A 22,551-nucleotide genomic window follows, 5' to 3' on the forward strand; every position below is an offset into this window, starting at 1 on the left:
ATCCAGTCACCGGCCTTAAGTGTTTATTATTTGATCAATTCCAGCGTCCGGGCGAGGGAAGGCCTCCCGAGCCCGAGATGGAGGTGAGCGCCGACGGCGGCTCAGCCGGTGTTTAACCTGGGCCGAGGCAGGCGATATAACCGTTCGGTGACTGTGTGCAGAAGGGCCTTGACCGGGCAGCTACCTGGCAGGTGGAGCTTGATGCGGTCTTTGTACTGCACCACCCGTACGGCCAGCTTGAACAGCTTGATGATGACCGTCGAGGGCTGGGCCTGAGACAACTCGGTGCCTTGCAACAGTTCGGCGCGCAAGGCGTGATGCAGCACATAGGCGGCGCAGGAGAAAAACAGGCGCAGGTGGTTGGCCGCAAAGCGGCAATCCGAGGTGCGGTCGCTGGCCAGGTCGTTTTTCATCATCTTGATGAAATTCTCGTCCTGGCCCCGGGCGCAATACAGCTCGGCGTACAGTATTTCCGGGGTTGACTCTTCCAGGGAGGTGACGACGAAGCGGGGGTTATCGCCGAGGGCCATGGTTTCGGCTTTCAGGACAGTGCGAAACGCCTGTGGCCAGGAACGGGCCTGATAATCGATCTCGTGGAAGGTGCGCGAGCGTTGCGGCGGGGCCTGTTCCGCGAGGCGAGCGTTATGGCAGCGGGTATCGTGCAGCCGCCGGGTGGATTGCAGGTGTGGCTCGGCCAGTTTTTTCAGACGGCTGTTGCCGGCCAGGCCGAACAGGAAATCGGTGTACGGATCGTCGAGCGCCAGTTGCATCAATTCCACGTTGGCGAAATGAGCATCACCACGCAGCAGGATGCGGGTCTCGGGCCAATGCTGGCGCAGCCGTTTGAGCACCCGCTTGAGGATCATTGCGTTCTCTGCCCCCGTCGGGCGTTTGCCGGGGCGCAGTGCCGCGGTAATGAACTTGCCCGACAGACCTTCAAACAGAAACAGTGGCAGGTAGCAGTGACTCTGGTAATGGTGGTTATAAAACGCCAGTTCCTGTTGGCCGTGGGTCTGGTCTTCGGAGTGATCCATGTCCAGCACGATCATCTCTGGAGGCTTGGCGTAGCTGGCGACAAACTGCTCTACAAAGGCCTCGGCGAGACGGTAAAGGTCGCGGGTGTTAACGGCATTTTCCAGGCGCGAGAAGGTCGGTGCGCTGGCCAGATCCTGCTCTGGCTCAAGCAGCTTGCGTTCGGTGCCGAGCTTGAACATCGGGTCACGGCGCAGGGTGTTGGCGTCATTGGCATCGGCATAGCCACAGGCGATCTGGAAGATCCGCTGAGTTAATAGATCGGAAAGTGAGTGGTCGATATAAGAGGCGTGACGGCGGTCGTCGATGGCCTGGGCCAGTCGATGAACCAGGCCAATCTGTTGGTCCACCCCACGCAGCAGCAGGGGGCCAAAGTCGGATGACAACGCTCCGCCCTCGAAATCAGCTCGCACGGTAAAGCCGGCAAAGGGAGGAAAGCGCAGTTGAGTTGGGATAGAATTGGACATGGGCGAACCTTGTTTAGCTTCTTCCGAAGCGTTATTGGTGTAACTCCCATTATATCAATGGGTTGAGCAAGGTTCGCCTTTTTTTATGAATAATTCGGGCTAAATACGAAGCGGTGCTGAACCAGGATGGCAGTCGCATGAGTGTGCACGATGCTCTGGTATTGATTAACCGCGCGATTACCGAGTATCTGAGCCCCGACTCCGGCAGCTTCGATGCTGACACCCAGTTCTGCTCAAGCTGGTTCGAGCAATATGGATGGAACGCTGGCCAGTTTGGGGAGGCTAACGTGCTGGCTCAGGCCAAAGGTACCACGGTGGATGGTGTTAAAGCCGCCGGTGTGGCCGAGTCCGGAGGCGGCAAGGTGCGATTGTTGCGCTGGGCCGAATACGAATCCGACTGGGATCCGACCAAAGACGATCGCACCCCGGTGTGGGAAGCTTGTCACCAGATGATCCGCCGGCTCAATAACAGTGGCGAGTCCGCAGCCGGTGAGTTATTGGCAAAAATGCCAGAGAAAGGCGAAGCCATCCGCCAGTTGGCCTACCACTTGTACACTCTGTGCGAGCGAAAGAAATGGGCCGAAGAGGCCCGCGCCTACAACGAGTTGATTGGCTCCTGGCATGCCATTGTCGAGGCATCCCACGACACAGGCCACAAAGGCGAACAACAAGGACTGGAACTCTAAGGAGCGTATGTGAAGAACAAAAATGTAGCCATACGTAAGGTTGTAAAATATCTCAACAACCCAGAGTACGACGGCGGATTCTGGCTGCCAAACATCCAGCGGCCATTCGTGTGGAGCCCGGAACAGATCGAGAAGCTGTTTGACTCCATCATGCGGGAATACCCGATCAGTACGATGCTGGTTTGGCGTACCCATTCCCTGATCAAGCGGCGGAAGTTTATCGACAACTACCACGATGGCATCAAGCTCTCCCAGTTCCAGGTGCCGGAAGATAGTCGTACAAAGCTCCTTGTGTTGGATGGTCAGCAGCGGCTTCAGAGCCTGTTTATCGGGTTATGTGGTAGCCACAGCAAGCAGGAACTTTACTTCAACGTTCTCAGTGGAGCACCAACGCATACCGAGGAAATGCGGTATCAGTACCGTTTTCTGGATGCTAACCGAGCCAGCTTCCCATGGGTTAAATTCAAGGACATTGTATTTAGTAATGAAATGCCAAATGACTTGGCCAAACAGCTGGAAACCAAAGCCGCTTCGCCTATCACCGATGAGCAAGAGCGAAGACTGATCCGGAATCTCTGGCAGGCCCAAAAGGTGTTTGTATCTGAGGAGTATGTGGGTTATCAGGAGTTGGATAGCGTCGATAACCCAGACGCATACACCGAAAATGATGTGGTCGAGATTTTCATTCGCGCCAACTCCGGTGGCACGAAGCTTGGCAAATCTGATCTCCTGTTCTCACTATTAACGGCTTCCTGGCAAGATGCCGATGAAGCGATGGAAGAGCTAATTTCTGAGCTGAATGTTTCGGGCTATGAGTTCACCCGCGATTTCGTAATGAAGACTTGCCTGGTGTTGCTGGGTAAGGGTGCTGCCTACGATGTGAAGAAATTTCGGGACGAGCAAACCAAGCAGTCGATGATCGACAAGTGGCCCCAGATCTCTGCAGCCATCAGAGATGTGAGAGACTACTTGTTCTCCAAAACCTACATTCGTTCCGATAAGGCGCTGCCCTCTTATCTGACACTGATACCGGTCATCTACTACCGCTATCACTATCCAGAGAACTGGCAGTCTTTGGCCGGGCTGGACACATACCTACTCAGAACATTGCTTTGCGGTGCCTTTAACGGACGACCGGACGGTTTGATTGATAAATGCATTCGCCGTATCAATCAGGATAAAACCTTCTCAGTTGCCAACCTCTTTGAGGTCATCCGCAGTGACGGGCGCAATCTGGATGTTTCCGAGGAAAGCCTCCTCCAGGCAAGCTACGGATCTCGCGCCATTCATCTGATTTTTAATCTGTGGTACCGGCAATTCGACTACCAACCTGCGTACGCAGGGAATCTGCCGCAGGTGGACCATATTTTCCCCCAGTCATTGCTGAAGAGCATTAAGGATGAAAACCCTGAAACCGGCCGGCAATCACTGATGCGCTATCCCGCAGCGACCAGAGACCAACTGGCAAACTGTATGCTGCTGCCCGCTGATGAAAACGGCTTTCAGGGTAAAAATGATGCGCTCCCTCGGGACTGGTTCGCGGACAAATCCGATGCATATCTGGACATGCATCTCATACCCAAAAGACCTTCACTATGGGAGGTTGAGCGCTTTGAAGACTTCCTCGAAGCGCGTAGGGCGTTGATTGTAGAAAAATTGAAACATCTGATAACAGATACTGAAACAGATCGATTCTCCAGTACGCCCGATGCCATCGACAATGTTGAGCCAGACGAGGTCGAAGACGTTGTGGTTTCATCGGACAATGACGATCTGACGGATGGGGTGAACTCCTTGGAAGCTGAGGGAGAAGAGCGAGAAAGCTCCCTTGATGGCGTGGATGCAAAAGGCCCTGAAGCGACACTGGCCAAATTTCTTGAACGCATAGCTGAGCCGACAAAATATATTGCAGGCTTCAGAACAAAAGACGGCAAAGAGCTTGCATTGGAGAGAAAGGGTCGGGACATTACCCTTTGGACGCAAACGGTATCTCTGTCCGGGGCGGAGTTTGAGCCGGCGCGAGAGTATTCCGACACGGATCCCCGAAATTCAAATCTTAACCGAAAGAACTGCCCTGCTTTACGCCTCGGGAATCCAGCCTATGTTTGGAAGCTTGAGGGTGCTGATGATTTATTGGATTTCGTTAATTGGTATAGCGCTGCTTCGGTACTAACACCAATAGAGACAGGTTAAGTGAGAGACTCCCATGCTTAAAAAACTCAAACTGACGGATTTTACCGTTTTCTCTGACTCCGAGCTGTCTTTTGCTCCTGGCCTCAATGTGGTGGTGGGAGAAAATGGCTGTGGTAAATCTCACCTTCTAAAAGTGGCCTATTCAGTTATTGCCAACAGTGCTGAGGAAGGAAAGAAACCGACAGCCGGTGATCCGACTAAAAATACGCTACAGAAAACTATAGCTGACAAGCTCGTCCATGTGATGCGCCCCGAAACCCTGGGCCGCTTGGCGGCACGAGCTCCAGGCAGGAAGCGCTGTGAAGTGGCGTTCAAGTTTGACGATTCCCAACTTGATTGTACTTTCAGTTTTGCCACCTCCAGCAAGTCTGAAGTTCAAATAAACCAGTTGCCCGGGAAATGGCATGAAAAATCCCCTGTTTTTATCCCTACTCGCGAGCTGCTGACTATATTTCCTAATTTTGTTTCAGTTTATGAAAATCATTATTTGGAATTTGAAGAAACGTACCGAGACACCTGTTTGTTACTTGGTGCCTTGGCCCTGCGAGGACCAAGAGAAAAGCAAATTGCAGAGTTGTTGAAGCCACTCGAAGAGGCCATGGGTGGAAAGGTTGTTCTTGATAAAAATGGACGTTTCTACCTTCAGCTACCAGGCAAGGGAAATATGGAAATGCCTCTCGTGGCTGAAGGTTTGCGAAAGCTGGCCATGATTGCCCGGCTGATAAGTACCGGTTCGCTTCTCGATAAAGGTTATTTGTTCTGGGATGAGCCAGAAACAAACCTCAATCCAAAATTGGTTAAGTTGGTTGCCAAGGTCATTTATCACTTATGTCAGCAAGGTATTCAGGTATTTATAGCCACACATTCGCTTTTCCTCCTCAGGGAACTAGAGGTCTTGTCTCAGGAGCGAGAGTTCAAGAAAGTGAAACACAGATATTTTGCCTTGAAGCCTGAAACCCATGGTGTAGAGGTCGAACAAGGTGAGCGCATCGACGACCTGAATACGCTGGTGCTTCTGGATGAGGAACTTTCTCAATCCGACAGATTCATGGAGGCCGGCAACTGATATGTCAGTGCTTATGGAAGGACGTTTAACGTTTACATTTCAACCAAGCGCTGAAGCCAGCCAATACGATGACTGGGCTTTTTACCGTAATCAGTTCAATAGCGCGTTTGGCAGCACGAAAGCCGTCGATTTCATATGCGTAGACAACGACCGCACTTGGCTGATCGAGGTGAAAGACTATCGTGCCAACAGGCGCACGAAAACGATTGATTTAGGCGAAGAGCTAGCATTCAAAGTTAGAGATACCCTTGCTGGTCTAGCCGCAGCAAAAGTCAACGCAAATGATCAGTCTGAGCGTTCTTTTGCTCGCAAGGCGCTAAAGAGAAACAGGCTTTCCATCGTGCTCCATCTTGAACAACCAGACAAACCTTCGAAGCTTTTCCCTCAGGCTGTTGATAAGTCAAAGCTTCTGATGAAGCTAAAACAGACCCTTAAAGCAGTAGATCCACATCCCCGCATTGTGGATCAGAATAGTCTTCGGCCAGAGATGCAGTGGCAGGTAACAGGATAGGATTATGAGCTTAAAACCCTGGAGTGAGATAGCACGCCCCCACAAAGATGTTCTGGAAGGCACTTTCAAGCAGTCGGAGTTCGCCGCGGATATCACCCAAGTGGCCACGGGCACCGCACCAGAAGAATACCAAAACGCCGAGAAGTTCTTCTCCCGAACCTACATTACTGAAGGGATGCGCCTTCTGCTGATCTCTGTCGCACAGCGACTCGCAGGCCAGGGCGGCGACCCAGTCGTTCAGCTGCAAACTGCTTTTGGTGGCGGTAAAACCCACACCATGCTGGCTGTTTACCACCTCGCAAGCCGCAAAGTGAGTACCGATAAGTTGATGGGCATCCCTCCGGTGCTGGATGAAGCCGGTATTACTGAGCTCCCTACCGCCCGCATGGCTGTGATCGATGGTATTCAGTTGTCACCCAGCCAGGTTCGCACCTACGGCTCTACTACAGTGAACACGCTTTGGGGCGAGCTGGCCTGGCAACTGCTGGGTGAAGAAGGCTATGCACTGGTGGCGGATAGCGACCGGGATGGCACCTCACCGGGTAAAGACAGCCTGAAACAGCTGCTCACTCGCGCCGCGCCCTGCGTCATCCTGGTGGACGAGCTGGTCGCCTACATCCGCCAGTTGGAACTGGGCAAGCAGTACAAAGGTGGTACTTTCGACAGCAACATCAGCTTTATCCAGGCGCTGACGGAGGCACTGAAGGCTGTACCCAATGCCATTCTCTTGGCCTCACTCCCGGAGTCCGAGCTGGAAGTGGGTGGCACCATGGGCCAGCGCACCCTGAACTCCCTGGAGAAATACTTTGCCCGGGTAGAGTCTGTATGGAAGCCCGTCGGCTCCAGTGAGGCCTTCGAGATCGTAAGACGCCGGCTGTTCGAAAGTTCCGGCGAGCGTGCCGAGGTGGAGGGTATCAGTCGTCAGTTCTCAGACTTCTATCGCCAGCACGCAGAGAAATTCCCGGTAGAAACCCAGTCCAACGAATACTATGAACGCCTCTGCTCCTCCTACCCGATCCATCCGGAGGTCTTCGACCGGCTCTATGAAGATTGGTCTACACTCGACAAATTCCAGCGAACTCGGGGCGTTCTTCAATACATGGCCATCGTCATCCACCGCCTGTGGAACGATGGTAACCGTGACGCTTTGATCATGCCTGGCTCGTTGCCCCTGGATGACGCGAATGTCCGTAACAAGAGCATTCACTACCTGCCTCAAGGCTGGGAGCCCGTCATTGAGAAGGAAGTGGATGGGCCAAGGTCGGTACCGGCCGATATCGACGGCCACCATACTCTATTTGGCGGTGTTCAAGCCGCCCGCCGAACCGCAAGAACCATTTTCCTTGGCAGTGCTCCTTCGACCCAGGCAGAAATGATCCGCGGTGTTCAGACCGAGCGCATACTGCTTGGCTCTGTTCAGCCTGGTCAGACCATTGGTGTGTTTGAGGATGTGCTCAAGCGCCTGAGGGATCGGCTGCATTACCTGTACGCAGAGCAAGATCGGTACTGGCTGGACACCAAGCCGAACCTGCGTCGTGAGATGGAGAGCCGCAAGCAGAATATCAGTGAGCGGGACGACGTGATTCCGCTACTGAAAGATCGTGTTGGTCAGTTTTTCAGGGGGCAGAACCACCATTTTGCCGGCATCCATGTGTTTACGACGTCTGCAGATGTTCCGGATGACTATGGAACCGGGCCTCGCCTTGTAGTTCTCCCACTGGATGCAGGCTATAGCCGCACCGAGACCAATCAGGCCTACGGACAGGCTGAGAAGATCCTCCGCAACCGCGGTGAACAACCCCGCCAGAAGCAAAACCGCCTGCTGTTCCTGGCTCCGGACTTTGATGTTGTTGGACGGTTAAAGGAGCAAACCAGGATCTACCTTGCCTGGCGCTCCATCGTGACGGATATCGAGAATGGGACGCTTAATCAGGATTTGTCGCACCTCAAGCAATCAGAGCGGAGTCGAGATGCAGCAGGGCAAAGCCTTGGCCAGCTAATCCGGGAAACCTGGAAATGGCTGATGGCACCTGTCGAGAACTTTGTGAAAGGCCGCCCGGAGCTCAGTTGGGAAGTAGTGACTGTACCTCCAACTGCGCCCTACCTCGTCAAGAGCATTGAGGAAAAGCTCAGGGAAGAGGAGTGGCTGGTATACGAGTGGTCCCCCATCCACTTGCGCAAGGTTCTATCAGACTGGTACCTGAAGGACGGAGTGACAGAAATCAGCGCGCTTAAGGTATGGCAGGACAGCTGCCATTACCTCTATCTGCCACGGCTGGTGAACGACCAGGTGTTCCGGAATGCCATTGCGCAAGGCGTTGAATCCGAGGACTACTTCGGCTTTGCTTCCGGAAAGGAAGGCGACCGCTACCTTGGTTTCTCGTTCGGCAGGAACTCACTTGCGGACCTCGCCGAGTCTTCTCTGCTGATCGAGCGTGAAACAGCAGCAGCCTATGCCGAAAAGCTGCGGGCAGCGGAACAACCCACCCCTCCCACGGGAGGCACGACCTCAGGAGCTGGGGGACCAACACCGCCAACTGGCGACACGGACAGTCCATTGACTCCCCCGGGTGTACCCGGCGGTCAACCTGGTGGAGCAACTACGCCGCCGCCAGCAGTAACGGGTACCGCCAAGAGCCACTTCTATGGAACAGTCGAGCTGGACGCCGTAAAGGCGAAGATGGATTTCGCCACCATCATGGATGAAGTGGTTCAGCAGTTCACTGCGCAGCTGGGTGTAGACGTAACCATTTCCGTAGAGATCGAAGCCCGGAAGAAGGATGGCTTCGATGAATCATTGCAGCGAACTATCAAGGAGAACTGTAATGTGCTGAGATTCAGCTCTTCGGAGTTTGAGGAGGATTGAATTGCTTCCGGAGCTGATGGGAAAAGCATTCTAGCTGGCGAATAAACTAACAAGGAGAGTGGGACCTGAACAAATGGTAGATAACAAGCCAGCAATGAACATGCCTGAGCTTTTGGTATTCACAAAGCCGCTGACTAGCGGCTTTGTGCTCGCCGAAGGTTGGCGCCTTGCGTTTTATTTAGGCGAGAACTTCGCCCCTTCATTATCCAGAAGCAATCCTTGGCTGGTAGCTATTGGAACCCTGCTCGTCGCAGCCTTATGCGTTGTTTACGTGTTTAATCGAGGAATCCATGTAATAGCCGAGCGGATGATCCGTAGTTTTCGGCTTGATCTATTTATCGCACTGGCTGTAGGGGTGTGGATAAATATCTTGGTTTCTCCCATGCTTGCCAAGTTTCATCGTGTTTTCCAAAGTGCAGATCCACACTGGGCCCCTCTGGTTTTGCTTCTACTCAGCGCAACGCTGTTATCTACTTTGTTTCGATACTATTTGCCGAAATCTCGAAGACGAGACCATCAACTGTACTTCCTTGCAGATGAAGAGATTGATAATGAGGCAGAGGATCTTTTTGAGAGCAAGTCCCAAGCTAAGTCTTTCGCTGAGACTGTGCTGGCAAGCGGTGCTCACGGAGGTCTCATCTTCGGGGTAGACGGACCTTGGGGTATAGGAAAGACAAGCTTTATCAATCTTGCTGAGAGGCATTGGGCAAAGGCAGAAGACAAAGCCATTGTTTGTAGGTTCGAACCGCTCCGGTACGCATCAGAGCCTGACCTTGTAGAGCGGTTGATTCGAGATCTGTCAGCAGCGATTAAAAGAACTGTGTTTGCACCGGAATTTCGTCCTGCAGCCTCACGGTACTCCAGGCTGATAAAGGGAAAAGCTGATTTTTCCTTCCTTGGCTTCCGGCTCTCATTGGAGCCATCCCAGGAGACTGTCGATGAGCTGCTGGACGATATCAATGAAGTTCTTCGTCGGATTAATCGCCGTGTCATTATTGTCGTAGACGACCTTGATCGCCTTGATGCTAAGACTGTGAATAATGTTCTGTTTGCAACCCGTCAGACGTTCAAGTTATCTCAAGCTACCTATATTTTATGCTACGACACCGAGGTCCTCGCTGAAAACCACGAGGAGAGCTCCCGAGCGCGAGAGTTTTTGGAGAAGTTCGTGACCGTGAAACTGAGTCTATTTGTGGACAGTTCGCGTATTCGGGACTTTCTGCGACGGGACTGGCAACGAATAGAAAATCAGCTCGGTTCCATTCCCTCGGACACGATGGTGAAACTCGGCTCCGTGCTGACCGAACTCTCGAACATACTCGATGGTGACAACGCAGCAAAGTATTTGCCGCTCGTCGGCGATTTGCGAAAAGTAAAGCGCTTTGTCAATGCGATGCTACTGATGCAAATCGAGAAAAGCGATCTGGGGCGGACGGATTTTTACGAACGAGATCTTATTAATTTGATGCTCCTGCATCTGCACTACCCTGGGCTATTTCGACGAATTTATGCAGAAGAAACAGAGGGGCGTAAAGGCATCTTCTCTGTGCATCGTGAATTCGGAGAGGATGAGTTCAAGAACAGTAAGGAGTTCTCTGCAGGTTTAGATAAGCATCCAGAAACAGCTGCTTTCTTGCTAAAGCAACTTTTCGATGTACAAACACTGGGCCTGAACTCTGCAACCGGACTTGAAGAGGATGTTTTGAGATCTCGCGCGTGTTTTAACGAAGATTCGTTTAGAAACCTTGAGGGTTATTTAAAATTAATCGTCCGAGTCGCCACGCCCGAGCCGAGAGAGACCTTCGTACTCTACCAAGAGGCTGTAGAGAAGGTTCGTAGTGGTACCTCTGTTCCGTCAATCCTCGAATCACCAGATTTCAGTTTAGATCAGGGAGAGCACGCCCATGATCAGTTTTGGCGCGTCCTGGTCAATCGGTCTCATGATTTCACTGACGTCGTTGCCGAGGATTCGATTAACACGCTAATCGAATATTTACCGCGCTATTCTTTCATATCGTCTGATGACCTGAGTTTACGACAGAGGTCAATTTATTCGCTACTGCGGTTATTAGATCGTGCAGGTTGGGGAAGAACGTCGGGGCATCGGCTCCCGAATTCGAGGGACAATATTGTTGAGGTTGCTTGGAGAATCTTCGGCGAGCAGTCCCACCAAAACAAGGGGATACTGCAGAGGCTTACAAACGATGATCGAGGAGTTCTGGGGTGGTACGACCTTATGTTGTTCCGGCTCCACTGCTCGGCGGATCGACAAGGGCAACTGCATAATCTTCATTCAGCACTCATCGTCTATTCGGATATGGATGCGGAGACTTCGGGTTTGGTCAGTTCACTTGCCATTACTGGAATGAGGAGACTGTCTCAAGAAGTGTTTTCGCTATTTAGACAAACCTTCATTGACCCACGGCGTAACTTCTATTCAGAAGCTCTCGCTGTTTCAGATAAAGAGCTTCTTGGAGATGCATTGTTCGCATCTTTGGAAATGGGCTCAGGTGACCCCAGAGAGGCAGAGCAGATGCCGACAGACCTGTCGGAGAAGCTGTCTGCCTATCGGAATTATTTCAGATCCTTTGTTATTTACCAGTTGAGCAACACATCCCCTCCGAAGGGCTCAGGAGTAGGCTGTGGATATTATGACGAAGACGGATCGGCAGATTGTGCAGGCATAGCTGCAGCTATGAACGAGTACGTGTTTAATGTTTGCTTTGACCCAAGCATCGATCCCGACAATGTGATTCACTTCGTTAACCATTGCCTATCAAATCTAAGTAGCCCTTTCATGTCAGGGAGCTTTGAGGAAGGTTATATCCCGACGAAGGCCGGCTTGCCGGGAGGCCTTGATCCCGTCGAGATGGGTCGCTATTGGCGCAAGCACAGCAAAACTATTCTGCAGTATTTTCATGATGGAGGTGACAAAAAAGTTTATACGCCGAGTTATATTGCTTTTTATCATGAGGACTTGCCGAAGGTGTTTGAAGTGCTAGAAGAGCTGGCTCAGGATGCTGAATCAGAAGATGTGGAGCCCAATTAGTAGTTGTTTGTTGCACTTATTAAAAGCAAATCTTTGGAAAAGTGGCTCCCGTCAGATTCGATACGTCTGTAAGGATGGATCGTGTCTCTTAACGGTGTGGCGGAGCCCTGTTGGGTAACTTTGTAGTTCCTCATGAGCATGACACTTGGATGTCACTTCGGGATTAGAAGAGGTGGTCAATGAACAGCTCCGCTACAATTACTAGGGAATCGCTTTACGAGGAGGTCTGGGCTGAGCCGGTCTCCAGGGTCGCACCTCGCTATGGGATCTCTGATGTTGCATTGGGGAAGGTGTGTCGTAAGTACAGAATACCGTTGCCGCCCAGGGGCTACTGGGCAAAAATCAATGCCGGGAAGTCACCCAGAAAACTCCCGCTTCCCACTGCCAAGGAATTTGAGAATCATTCCCTGCCGCTCAGCCGATCACCCACCTATGATCCCAACAACCCCGATGCTTCTCGGAAAAAGGCCATCACCGCCCAGGAACGAATAGGGATAATCGCAGTACCAGACGAGTTAGAGTCACCGCATCGACTAATACGATCTGCATCCAAGCGATTAAAGCGGAAGACAGGTTGGGACAACTACAAGGGCCTGCGCTCAGCGCCGGCAGAAATATTCGATTTCGAAGTGACTCACGACGCGATCAATCGAGCACTACTAGTCGGCGATACGCTGATAAAAGCGCTTGAGAGCCAGAACATAAAAGTATGGGTGGATCCTGAGAAGAGTCGTACTTTGATAGGGCTGGACGACACCTCTCTGCAAATAGCTATCAGCGAGCATGTTGCCAGGACTAAGCATGAGGTAACCGCAGCGGAGCAAAAAGCCATTGAGCGCTGGCGACGGTCTCCAAATCGCTGGGGAACTGGATACCATTACCCAAGCCCACCTGACTATGACTACCACCCAACTGGAAAGCTGACGATTTCAATCGGCGGCTATCCTTCCAGAAGTTGGAGTGATACTCCTAAGACCTCGTTAGAGCAAAGGCTACACCAAGTTGTTGCGGGTGCTTTGGACCTGATTGAAGAGGAACGTCTTCGAACTGAAGAACATGAACGCAGGCGTCTGGCCTGGCAAAAGGCAAGAGACCGGTATGACCGTCAAATGGAGCTCCGTAAACAGGAGCTTGAGCAAATTGAGAAGCTGAAGACGAGTGCTGCGCAGTGGATGGAAGCGGAACGACTAAGACAATATATCGATGCAGTAGAGCAATCAGCGGTTAGTAATGGCCAGGCAAGTGAGGAACTTGCAGACTGGATTTCTTGGGCTCGGATAAAAGCAGATTGCATTGACCCATTGGTAGCTGTATCCGATGCGATCTTAGATAGCCCGGAACCAAGGTCGCCGGGCTATTATTACTGACTGGGCGGGTTTTCATTGCCGTGAGACACTTATCCAAGCTTGGTGAGGAAAAGCCTGCTTTTCTTGCTCTGAGTGATTAGTTTCGTTGTATGGAACTCCCTGTGGTTTGGTCGCTCCAGTTTTATTGGCAGTATTTGGCTCATGCCTATAGAAATTCGCGAGAACTTATCGGAGCTTCATCCATGAACGACCGAATCAATGCCTTGGAAGAACAGCGAGCGGTAGCCAGGGAAGCGGTCATTGAGGCGTTTGACGGCGATGCAAAGCTAGCAGAATCCTGGCTACACCAACCGATTAAGGTTCTCGGGAACGAGAGGCCGATCGATTTTATGAATAGCCTCGAACGCATTCAAATGCTCAGAAGCGTCATCGGCAAATTGGAACATGGATTTCCATAGAAAAGGGTTTTCAATTTTAATCCATTACTGGAGCCTGAGACTAAATGACCGCTTTCAGGATGTTTCATCTCAAGCACTTGGAGGAAGCCGGTTATTCTGAATTTTAATAGGAAGAAGAGCGAGGGCGGTTTTCGATATCCCAGGAACTACCCGACCCGTTTTGTTTTTTGGGTACGCCTGAAATTCGCTTTTAAGAGTGTGAAACGCTGGGTCAGGATTCAAAAGCCTGTTACTCGATTTCTGGGCTATCAATATGCTCCAGCCCGGGATCTGATAGAGATTGACTTAACATACCTGTGCAACCTGAGGTGTAACAACTGCAACCGTTCGTCCGCGCAGGCCCCAGAAGCTCGCCATATGAGCATCTCTCAAATCAGGCAGTTTGTTGATGACTCAATCGCCCAGAAGCGCCACTGGAGGCGCATTCGTATCTTGGGAGGGGAGCCGACATTACACCCTGAGTTCCTTCAAATTATGGAGATTCTGATCAGGCTCAAAGAGGTTGCACCGAAAACGATCATCGAAGTGGTCACCAATGGGTTTGGTGCGAAGGTCAATGCGATTCTGGACAGGATTCCTGAAGGTGTTCAGGTAGAGAACTCGGCCAAAAGCCAGAACATTCAGCCAGGCTTCGGCCCCTTCAATCTGGCGCCTATTGATAGCTGGCAATACGCTTTCGCTGATTATCGGAATGGCTGCGATATTGCTCAGAGTTGTGGGATTGGACTTACACCCCAAGGCTATTACCCATGTGCGGTGGCTGGTGGTATAGACAGAGTGCTGGGTCTTGAACGTGGTCGACAATCCATCCCCCACACGGGCGATGACATGCGTGATTTAATGGCTGAGGCATGTCGCCTATGTGGCCGTTTTCGAGACGGACATTATGTGCCCGAGAAGTTGCGAAAACCTCTGATGGAACAGAAGACATCCAAATCGTGGGCAAAGATCTATCATTCTTGGCGGGAAGGTCCCGAGACTTGAAGTCGATAGCGTAGGGTAAATCCAACAATGTCCACCTGGCACTTAATTGGCAGCGGAGACGGAGGGGTTGTGTGCCGGGCTGGTGAGAAGATCGTTCGGTTCAACAGAAGACCTGATAGTGATGAACGCTGGGATCTCAATATCTGCAACGGCAAGCTTGCAGGTGAAAGCCGATCATTTTCCGTAGATGGCGTTGAGCCGGTGCATGGATTTGCAACCTTGTTAAGGGACAGTGCGGAGAAACTCAAAGAGGAGCTGGGTACTAGGCCATCGTCGGGATTGGCAGCCCTTTTCACTCTCTATAATGCCGGACTTACCGTCAGACTCAGTTGTATGAATCTGTTGCCTTCCATTGTCAGGCCAATGAACCTCGGAGCACGAGTACCGGTTCCATGCACTTTTCACAATTGGCTGGGGGAGCGCAGGGTCGCGTTACCAATAGTGAACGGATTGCGCTGGCCCGGCTTTTGGCTGTCCGAGGACCAAAGTTATGGAGCTGGTTCTATCAATCCCTACTCTTTACTGACAGCGCTATCGGATCTTGAGCGCTCAGAAGGGCAGAAGCTGATTGCAGAACTAGAGCACGTGGCTACGCAACAGTGGATAGAACATGCGACCCAAGAGGCAATTCGGGAACTGGAGCCGCTTTTCTTCCTCTCAAGATCCGAAACCACGACTCCTAACTGGTGGTTGTACGACCGCGCTGCTTCGAAGGCAATGTCTCACATTCTTCATCAGCTCGCCCGAGCTCAGCAGGTTCTCTGGCTGAGGGCTTAGCCAGTATTTCAGGAATTAATTGCGCTTGGTGAGATAGCTCACGTTGGTCGTAAGGCGCGCGCTCATGCCAGTACGCATAACCTGTGTCCAAGAAAGTTGGCTGTTTGGCGAGTTCTGACATTGGCAGCATGGTCGCGTAGTCCGTTGCACTATCGAACCAGCCACCTTGCGGCCTTTTAAAATAGGACTCCGGAACCTTCTGAAAAAGAGACTTTTGAAATGCCCTCAAATGGGCCCAGGTATTACCTCCACCCTTTAGTCTGGGTTGATGGTAGTCAGGCTGGTACTGTTTAAGAGGTTTTTCCGGACGATACATAGGCATCTGTATAAGGTCGCACCCGTGCTTCTGCGCTTCGAGAAGTTGGGCGACGACATCGTCCTGCATTAGAAAGTCATCCTGATCCAGAACAACAACCAGCGAGTCTGCGCGCGCACAGATTTCATTGATTGCGAGAAGAAAGTTTGGCATTCGGCCGTGATGCTCTGCTCGTCGTACTAAGGTGCAACGGCCCTCGAATTGGGCAAGCATCATTGGGTAGTGCCAGGTTTCCTGAAAACCACTTGAGTCATCAATTACGATTAGGCCAAACCCTTGCTGTGACTGACGTGCAAGGGAATCCAGGCAACGCCGAAGTTTTTCGTTTGGAGTATGACGACCCTTCAGGAGGAAGATGACTGATTCGTTGCGCTCTGGGTAAAGCCATTGTGGTTGAGGGATAAGATCGAACTGCTCAAGCTGATGGTTTGGTACCACGCCCTGTGAAATTAGATCCCTGATTACGCCAGACTGAAGTGCTGCTTTATCACTATTTTGAGGGTGTATGTAAAACGAAGCTGGGTCGCCTCCTCGCACGCAAGTGGAGCTCTGGCTTGAGCGCTGATATTTCTGGATTGCTCGGTGCCAGGTTAGCTTAAAGCGGGCCTCTTCAATTGGATTTTCGATGGGTAAATGGCTCTCTACGCTGTGTAGATCTAATAAGCCGAAACGTACTTCGGGAGCAAATTGACCGGGCTCTCCAAAATAGTCCAGAAAACGATCGGTTTGCTTCGGTATGTTGAACCCTACTGCGAGAACACTATCCGGATTTAAGGCTTCCAACATGTCCGCCAGATAGTCATGATGCCAGTCCTTGCGCCCCACCAGCACATCGCAATCGCACTGCAGTACATATCGAGTATCGAGCTCAGAAAAGGCCCATATCTGGGGATAGAGTGGCGCGTTATTAATCGTGTGGGTTTGAACTATTTCGCCGTTGTTGAACCACTTTTTATAGGTTCTCTGGATAGTTGATTCGTCTGTGGGTGGTGCCAGCCACCCATCGATCACCCCCGTTTCCTTCAATTGCCGGGTTTGTTCGATGAGCAATTGGAGATTCGGCTCCGCATATTGCCGAAGGAATGGGCCGGGGTAGTGGTCAATGAGGACCAATACTTGGGCGAACTTGGCCGGGAACGTCAGCTGGTAGACGATGTGGGATATCTGTTCATAGAAACCGTCGGCATCTTGAGCGCATGCCTTGATCAGAAGTGTGACGTGCCCGTATTCTTTAACTGGCCGGAACAGAGGCGTTTGCTCGATAGGTCGGACATGCAAATGCTCGATAATCTGTTGGTAGAATTCCTGAAAGCCCGGTACTTGTTGCAGTGACTCCTCCTGCGTTCTCCAAGACATTCTGCGAACCAGCTCCTCGTCGTCATTGCCAAGAATGCCGATCGAGTAGAGCCTACCCGCCATATCCAGGAATCCGCTGCTAGAAAGCCGACAGATGTCTTTTCCTATATCGATGTAATGCAGATTGTCATCGTCATCCAGACGGAGGTTGTCCCGCTTGATATTTAAGGCACATATTCCTGATTCATAGAGCTCTACCAGAAATTTGAAGATGCTGTCTCTAGGGATATAGGTTTCGATTGCTCTCGTTTGGGACCGAGGGCTACTGCACTGCCAAGTATCTTGTCGCTTCGCCCAGCTAACTCTCGAAATGGAAGGTGGAGGCCCAGCAAGAAGCCCTTCAAGGCGCTCGACGTCCGAATCAGACATCGCCCAAGGGTAGAATTCCTTTATGATCCGATCCCCCTCTCGCCAGACAATGCCTTCCATGCCATAACCGAGGATCTCGGGATGCGTGTTCTTCAACAGATTCAGTCTTTGCAAAAAATAGGCAAGCCGCCGGCGCTGGTTTTGCCAAACCCCAGCCTGTTTATTTTGTGTGGTATCAGTTCCACCAAGAGAATAAATGCAAAAAAGTGGATCGGACACTGTACGAACATGCTTTGGGAATTTAATAAGCAAGTTGCAAAGAAGCCAGTGGTCCTCTGCGCTCCGAGTGTTGGGATAGCGCAATCCTAGCCTGGTTTTCATCATCAGGTTGCAGGAAGGTAGTTCGCGTTCCTGTGTGCCTGACGAAAAACGCTCGACGTACTCGGTCAAATTAGTGAGATCGAGAAGCTCATTGGAGTCGGCGCGATTCGTCCATGGAAGAATTCGTTCGCCTACCCGGAGGGCGTTGCTGCCAATCACGGCAATCGTATCGTGACCGTTCGCTTCGTTGAATAAAGTTTCCAGGCTGTTGATCTCGGCGAGCTCGTCATCTGCATCTAAGCGGGCTACCCACTGGATTCCGGCTTGCTTGTCCGCCCAGTCCAGAAGCTGATTGCGTGCTCTGGCTGGAGAGCCACACTCTGCGCTTAACAACGTAACGGGTGATTCGTTCAAGAGATCTTCCACTGCCGACTCCCAGCCTTCTTCAGACTGATCATCAAGGATAGCAATCCGCGCCTCTGCTCGCCTGACCAACGTCTGGTTGAGAGCGCTGGATAGAGCTCTTCTGAGCTCTTTTGACTGGTTTCTATGCGCAATGGCGATCAAAACCGAAGCATTGTGGTATTGGCTTGAACAGTCTTTAAGAGTGCACAATCTCCTGTCGGCCAAGACGGTTGAATATTGTTTGGGGGCGGATGGAGTGAATTTTTTATTCAAAGGAAAGTCTCAGTTTCTCTGCCTCTATATCCTGCATTGACCACTTGAATAATTCCTCTATCCGATGAAAGAAAGCGATGCGGTCGAGCTCCGACATTCGTCTTTCGTAGAGTTGGAGGAACTGGGCACAACCTCTGAGCTTCTGAAGGGAACCGGGAGCGGAAAGGGCATGAGGGGTAGCGTTGCAGTTCCAGAATGTGGTCGCAGTTTTTGTGTAGCGGATATTAGCCATTGGCTGAGAAAGCACCCGAATGGCAAGATCCCGGTCGTTGCAGCTGACCAACCCATCAGTGAAAGCTCCAACCAGTTGAAGCATTGATGCTTTTATAAAAGTGTTGGATCCCTGCCAGCCGGGATTGCCCCTTAGAAAATCTTCCGGATGTAATCTGGATGGCAGGTTGGTTTCCGCGACTTGGTTATCGATGACACGGTTGATCCCTGAAATCACGACATCCGCGGAGCAAGCCTCTGAGGCGTCCAGACAGACCTTAAGGTGGTTTTCCCGCCAATCGTCATCATCGTCGATGATTGCCACATAGCAGTCAGCGAAGATCTTTAGAATTGCCTTGATACCTGTATTCCAGCAGCCAGCGGCTCCTGGACTGTTCTCGTTATCCAAAACTAGAACATCGATCCCGGGCAGTTGGTCTCGAATCGATTGCTTTTCGGAATCGAGTAAACTGCGGCTATCTGAAACTATCACCACCAAAGACGGGGGGGTGAGTTGTTTTCGGATAGATGGCAGCGCGTGAAGCTCCAGCTGCTCTAGCCGTGGAGTCGTTGCGATCAATGTGACGATGGGCAGCATTTGGATAGTTAGACAGTCTGGGCCGTACTCAAATCGTGTTGAGCATAAAGGTGATCCATCACTTTGACTACACGTTGTTCGAATAGGATTATTGGTTCGCTTGCTAACTTCGTTATGACTGTATCAACAGTAGTTGGGCTGACCAATCTGCTGAGGGATAAACTGTCGACTATTATTTGATCAAATGCGTTCTCGGTTGCTCGGATATGTTGATGCAGTTTCCCGTCGCCCATGAAGACGAATTGCTGGGTAGCATCATAGCGAGGTTTGTACACAGGCAGGGCCTAAACGACGATAAGGTGGCCTTGAATCAGCTTTTCGGTTCTCGGAAGATCGTTCCATCGTCAGTCCTCCAGGGGCATGTGAACCAGCTCCTCGAAAAGGTCGGTCACCTCTGGAATATCTCGGCCCATGATCTGTTGGAACAACATACCCTTATTCCGATTTTTCGGCCTTTTGTGCCTGTAGATTCATACGATCGCTTTGTTCGAGATCTATGCGGTGAGGGCAAGAATCATAGCATGCTCAGAACAGGCCTGAATGCTTCGAATATTGTTTGGCCATCGAATTACCGCGTGTGTCCCCTATGCTGCCAGAATCAATCGAGAAGGCTTGGTTATTATTACTGGCAGCGACTCTTCCAATGCCCAGGCGTCGACGCTTGTCCGGAACATCAATGCGTACTGGTCGATTCAGGCATCCCGTTGCAGTCATCCAGTCGACACCGGTTTGTGGGTACCCAAGCGATCAGGAGACCGATTCCTGCAGTTTCGTCACTGGGAGATGGTAAAAGTGTGTTGTTATCTTCTCTTGTAAAAGAGTTGCTTCGGAGTGAGGTGGCTAAAGCGCCAAATAACCACCAATGGACCAGATTCTACCGAGCTCTAGCCACTGAGCAGGGTCTTTGTAGGGGCAAAGGTGTGCTGCACTGGGAGATTGCCACCCGTGTGCGGGGCTACTGGGGAGTTGGATGGCTGGAAAGACAAGGTCTCTCGCTCGACGCCGATGATAACTGGCTGGTCTCAATGTTTCGAAAACACCGTCGCCCCTTTTCTTATCTTCAGCATTTCGCGTGTTGGCTTGCTTTGTATGATATGGCGCCGACTTTGGACGAAGTAATGACAGAGGCCGTTCATTTTTCAGCACAGCCCCCAACGAAAGTAGGCTATTACTCATCACGCGCCCGCCAGGTTTTTAGACAGTACCGTGCACGTTGGGCGGAATTGTTGAACTGTTATGGTTCACTACGTGAGGTTAGAAGGCATAGGGATGGTGCAAGAGTCTACTCCTGGCTTTATCGCTTTGATTCGCAATGGCTCGTCGAACACAAGCCCAAGAAGATCAGCGTTAAAAGACAGCCAAAAGTCGATTGGGCAAAGCGAGACCGGTTTATTGTGCGGGAGCTCATAATCATTGAGCGCTCAGTCTGGCAAACTCTGGAGGGTCCAAGGCGTTCTAAAAGCTGGTACTGCAAACAAGTTGCCAGCCGAAGAACCTTGGAAAAGAAGCTTAGTAAACTGCCCTTATGCCAAGCATTCTTCATCCGCTACGCAGAATGGATTGATGAGTATCAGGCACGGCGGCTGGCGAGTATATTTACTCGCTTGGTTCTGCAAAAAGAATGGCTCATACCCAACTATGAAATTGAACGAATTGCCGGGCTTGATCAGCGAAAATGTCGGGAAGCTGGCCGAAAGATTCTTGCCGAAGCAATCCCAGCCTGGCGCATTTCTAAGGAGATTTCCCTCCGATAGTGTTCTCAAAAAGGTGGATGGAATTCACCATCGCAAGTGGTTTTTCATGAAAGCTCGCCCCTTCATAAGTGTCTGGTTTGAAGGGAATGGACCGCAATCTGTCCCGGCAGAGCTGATCCCCATGCTAGCGGTAGGGAGCACTTACGAAAACAAGAAAAGATTTCCACGCCCTAACGCCAAAGACGTGCGATTAAACGTAGTTAGCGAGCCGAAGTCGACAACGACGTCCTCGGGAGTGCATTGGCTTAGGTTTAGAACCAAGAAAGGGGATATCGTTCGCGTCCGGCAGTTGGAGTTGGCAAGGTGTTTGTTCCTTCAGAATCTTCATTTAGCCCGAACAGCGTTTCGGCACAATGGCCTTGCTGGCTTGGCCCAGGTGTCTGAAACCAATGATGCGACCATTATTAAATTTCCTGCGATGGTGGACTACCCGCCCTCGAATCTGCGAACGCATGCAGCCTTGACCCATCTGTCATGGGTGGTTCTGGATAACGATGCTCGGCAGAGTTTTGGATCAATCCTCAATTTCTGGATGAATTCGAATAGCGAGGAGTGGAATTTCCGCTTCAAGCCACCCCGTCTAACAGGTTGGCATATAGCAGGGTCTGGTTATTACGGGACAGGTGATTCCAGTAACATATTCACCATCGACGAGATCACGCACTTCCATAACCCTGTTTTCTACCACCCCAAACAGATCGTCTTCGATCATCCGAAACTCAACGAGCTTTTGGCCAAAGATCCGGCAAATGGAAAGAGGCCGACCGTTCCTCGTCGTGATGACGATGCCCAATTGGATCTGAGTGTTGAACCGTTGCTTGGCAAGCGGTTGGACCAAGTGTCGGAGTCAGGATTTTCCTGTTCGTTCAACGATAATCTGAAGGTCGGGATACAGGTAAATAAAACGCGGTACGCGGTAAAACCCATAGTGGATCCTGAATCGACTCCCGCGACCGAAACCACCAGTCCGGGGCATGCGACCGAACGAGGAAGTGGCCAAGAACTGGACTACGGGATTAACCGACCCGAAGAGAGTGAAGATCTCACGGTGGAGGAGCTTGCTGAGGTTGAGCTGACGGAAAGATTCTCGATTTTCGATGAGGTTGTTCGTCGGTTAGGCGACTGCGAGAACTTCAGCTTCGAGAAAATTTCAGCGATACGTTTGCCGTGGCCAAAGGGTGGTAATTTGACAGCCACACGGACAGCAACGGGACAGCCAATTCAGGCTTGTGTTTCTTTAATCAGATATCAGTCAATCCCCGTCGTTATTATTGAGGTAGACACAGAAAGTATTCAGAAAGAGCACACGCTGAGCACACTGGTTGTGATCTTCTCCAAAAATGCAGCTGATGGAGTTGCATCATTGCTTAGGCGTTGCTCGAACGATGGCGTTCATTGGGATTTGGAGCATATCCGAAGCTTGAGTGCTGTCGCTAAACATAGCAGGCACCCTCACCGCCAAACCCGGAGAAATGGCAAAAATATGGTGGTTAGCCCCGAGGATTATCTGGAGAGGTGGGTGAATATACTGGAGCGTAATATTAAAGCGCTGGTTAAACAGGTTAGAAAAGCCTCCTAACAGATTCAGATGATGTCATGTTCTAGCCGGCCAA

General features: G+C 51.2%; 13 protein-coding genes and 1 pseudogene. 11 read left to right on the forward strand and 3 right to left on the reverse strand.

Translation table 11 applies throughout. From position 1 onward, the window contains the following. Positions 1-101 precede the first annotated feature (101 nt). Positions 102-1,499 carry an IS1380 family transposase gene (locus NLK58_RS13335; RefSeq protein WP_341580958.1) on the reverse strand — a complete coding sequence of 466 codons (1,398 nt, stop codon included), beginning with the start codon at positions 1,497-1,499 and terminating at the stop codon, positions 102-104. A gap of 137 nt (positions 1,500-1,636) precedes the next feature. On the opposite strand from NLK58_RS13335, the gene NLK58_RS13340 reads away from it, so the two are divergent. From NLK58_RS13340 to NLK58_RS13380, 9 genes and pseudogenes are all read left to right on the forward strand, one after another. Next, positions 1,637-2,185 (forward strand): hypothetical protein, encoded by a 549-nt coding sequence (locus NLK58_RS13340; RefSeq protein ID WP_341580959.1) that lies wholly within the window; start codon positions 1,637-1,639, stop codon positions 2,183-2,185. Between the two features lie 9 nt (positions 2,186-2,194). Next, the gene (locus tag NLK58_RS13345; protein ID WP_341580960.1) at positions 2,195-4,378 is read left to right on the forward strand and encodes a DUF262 domain-containing HNH endonuclease family protein; all 2,184 of its coding nucleotides are present in this window, start codon (positions 2,195-2,197) and stop codon (positions 4,376-4,378) included. A gap of 13 nt (positions 4,379-4,391) precedes the next feature. After that, positions 4,392-5,444 carry an AAA family ATPase gene (locus tag NLK58_RS13350; protein ID WP_341580961.1) on the forward strand — a complete coding sequence of 351 codons (1,053 nt, stop codon included), beginning with the start codon at positions 4,392-4,394 and terminating at the stop codon, positions 5,442-5,444. A 1-nt stretch (position 5,445) separates the two neighbouring features. Continuing rightward, positions 5,446-5,955, forward strand: coding sequence for a hypothetical protein (locus tag NLK58_RS13355; RefSeq protein ID WP_341580962.1), 510 nt, complete (start codon positions 5,446-5,448; stop codon positions 5,953-5,955). Positions 5,956-6,340: 385 nt separating this feature from the next. Then, positions 6,341-7,255: pseudogene (locus NLK58_RS20630) on the forward strand (DUF499 domain-containing protein); the annotation flags it as partial. 1,639 nt (positions 7,256-8,894) lie between these two features. Beyond that, the gene (locus NLK58_RS13365) at positions 8,895-11,870 is read left to right on the forward strand and encodes a KAP family NTPase (RefSeq protein WP_341580964.1); all 2,976 of its coding nucleotides are present in this window, start codon (positions 8,895-8,897) and stop codon (positions 11,868-11,870) included. Between the two features lie 179 nt (positions 11,871-12,049). Continuing rightward, a complete protein-coding gene (locus NLK58_RS13370; RefSeq protein WP_341580965.1) occupies positions 12,050-13,237 on the forward strand; it encodes a hypothetical protein in 1,188 nt (395 codons plus the stop codon). 182 nt (positions 13,238-13,419) lie between these two features. After that, a complete protein-coding gene (locus NLK58_RS13375; RefSeq protein ID WP_341580966.1) occupies positions 13,420-13,635 on the forward strand; it encodes an MbcA/ParS/Xre antitoxin family protein in 216 nt (71 codons plus the stop codon). Positions 13,636-13,833: 198 nt separating this feature from the next. Beyond that, positions 13,834-14,619 (forward strand): radical SAM protein, encoded by a 786-nt coding sequence (locus tag NLK58_RS13380; RefSeq protein WP_341580967.1) that lies wholly within the window; start codon positions 13,834-13,836, stop codon positions 14,617-14,619. A 679-nt stretch (positions 14,620-15,298) separates the two neighbouring features. On the opposite strand, the gene NLK58_RS13385 is transcribed toward NLK58_RS13380, so the two are convergent. After that, positions 15,299-18,376, reverse strand: a complete 3,078-nt coding sequence (locus NLK58_RS13385) for a glycosyltransferase family 2 protein (protein WP_341580968.1) — start codon at positions 18,374-18,376, stop codon at positions 15,299-15,301. Next, positions 18,369-19,184: a glycosyltransferase family A protein gene (locus NLK58_RS13390; RefSeq protein ID WP_341580969.1), complete on the reverse strand. Its 816-nt coding sequence runs from the start codon at positions 19,182-19,184 to the stop codon at positions 18,369-18,371. The genes NLK58_RS13385 and NLK58_RS13390 overlap by 8 nt, the downstream gene beginning before the upstream one ends. A 212-nt stretch (positions 19,185-19,396) precedes the next feature. On the opposite strand from NLK58_RS13390, the gene NLK58_RS13395 reads away from it, so the two are divergent. Further along, positions 19,397-20,938, forward strand: a complete 1,542-nt coding sequence (locus NLK58_RS13395; RefSeq protein ID WP_341580970.1) for a TnsD family Tn7-like transposition protein — start codon at positions 19,397-19,399, stop codon at positions 20,936-20,938. After that, positions 20,823-22,517, forward strand: coding sequence for a Tn7-like element transposition protein TnsE (locus NLK58_RS13400; protein ID WP_341580971.1), 1,695 nt, complete (start codon positions 20,823-20,825; stop codon positions 22,515-22,517). Before NLK58_RS13395 ends, NLK58_RS13400 begins: the two co-directional genes overlap by 116 nt. The last annotated feature ends 34 nt before the right edge of the window (positions 22,518-22,551 follow it).

Source organism: Marinobacter metalliresistant, assembly GCF_038098645.1.
In the GTDB taxonomy this organism is placed as follows: domain Bacteria; phylum Pseudomonadota; class Gammaproteobacteria; order Pseudomonadales; family Oleiphilaceae; genus Marinobacter; species Marinobacter metalliresistant.

What these genes read in the sequence shown, in the direction of transcription:
- NLK58_RS13335 (WP_341580958.1), bottom strand. Translation starts at nt 1,499, where the DNA reads ATGTCCAATTCTATCCCAACTCAACTGCGCTTTCCTCCCTTTGCCGGC.
- NLK58_RS13340 (WP_341580959.1), top strand. Translation starts at nt 1,637, where the DNA reads ATGAGTGTGCACGATGCTCTGGTATTGATTAACCGCGCGATTACCGAG.
- NLK58_RS13350 (WP_341580961.1), top strand. Translation starts at nt 4,392, where the DNA reads ATGCTTAAAAAACTCAAACTGACGGATTTTACCGTTTTCTCTGACTCC.
- NLK58_RS13355 (WP_341580962.1), top strand. Translation starts at nt 5,446, where the DNA reads ATGTCAGTGCTTATGGAAGGACGTTTAACGTTTACATTTCAACCAAGC.
- NLK58_RS13365 (WP_341580964.1), top strand. Translation starts at nt 8,895, where the DNA reads ATGGTAGATAACAAGCCAGCAATGAACATGCCTGAGCTTTTGGTATTC.
- NLK58_RS13370 (WP_341580965.1), top strand. Translation starts at nt 12,050, where the DNA reads ATGAACAGCTCCGCTACAATTACTAGGGAATCGCTTTACGAGGAGGTC.
- NLK58_RS13375 (WP_341580966.1), top strand. Translation starts at nt 13,420, where the DNA reads ATGAACGACCGAATCAATGCCTTGGAAGAACAGCGAGCGGTAGCCAGG.
- NLK58_RS13390 (WP_341580969.1), bottom strand. Translation starts at nt 19,184, where the DNA reads ATGCTGCCCATCGTCACATTGATCGCAACGACTCCACGGCTAGAGCAG.
- NLK58_RS13395 (WP_341580970.1), top strand. Translation starts at nt 19,397, where the DNA reads ATGCAGTTTCCCGTCGCCCATGAAGACGAATTGCTGGGTAGCATCATA.
- NLK58_RS13400 (WP_341580971.1), top strand. Translation starts at nt 20,823, where the DNA reads ATGAAATTGAACGAATTGCCGGGCTTGATCAGCGAAAATGTCGGGAAG.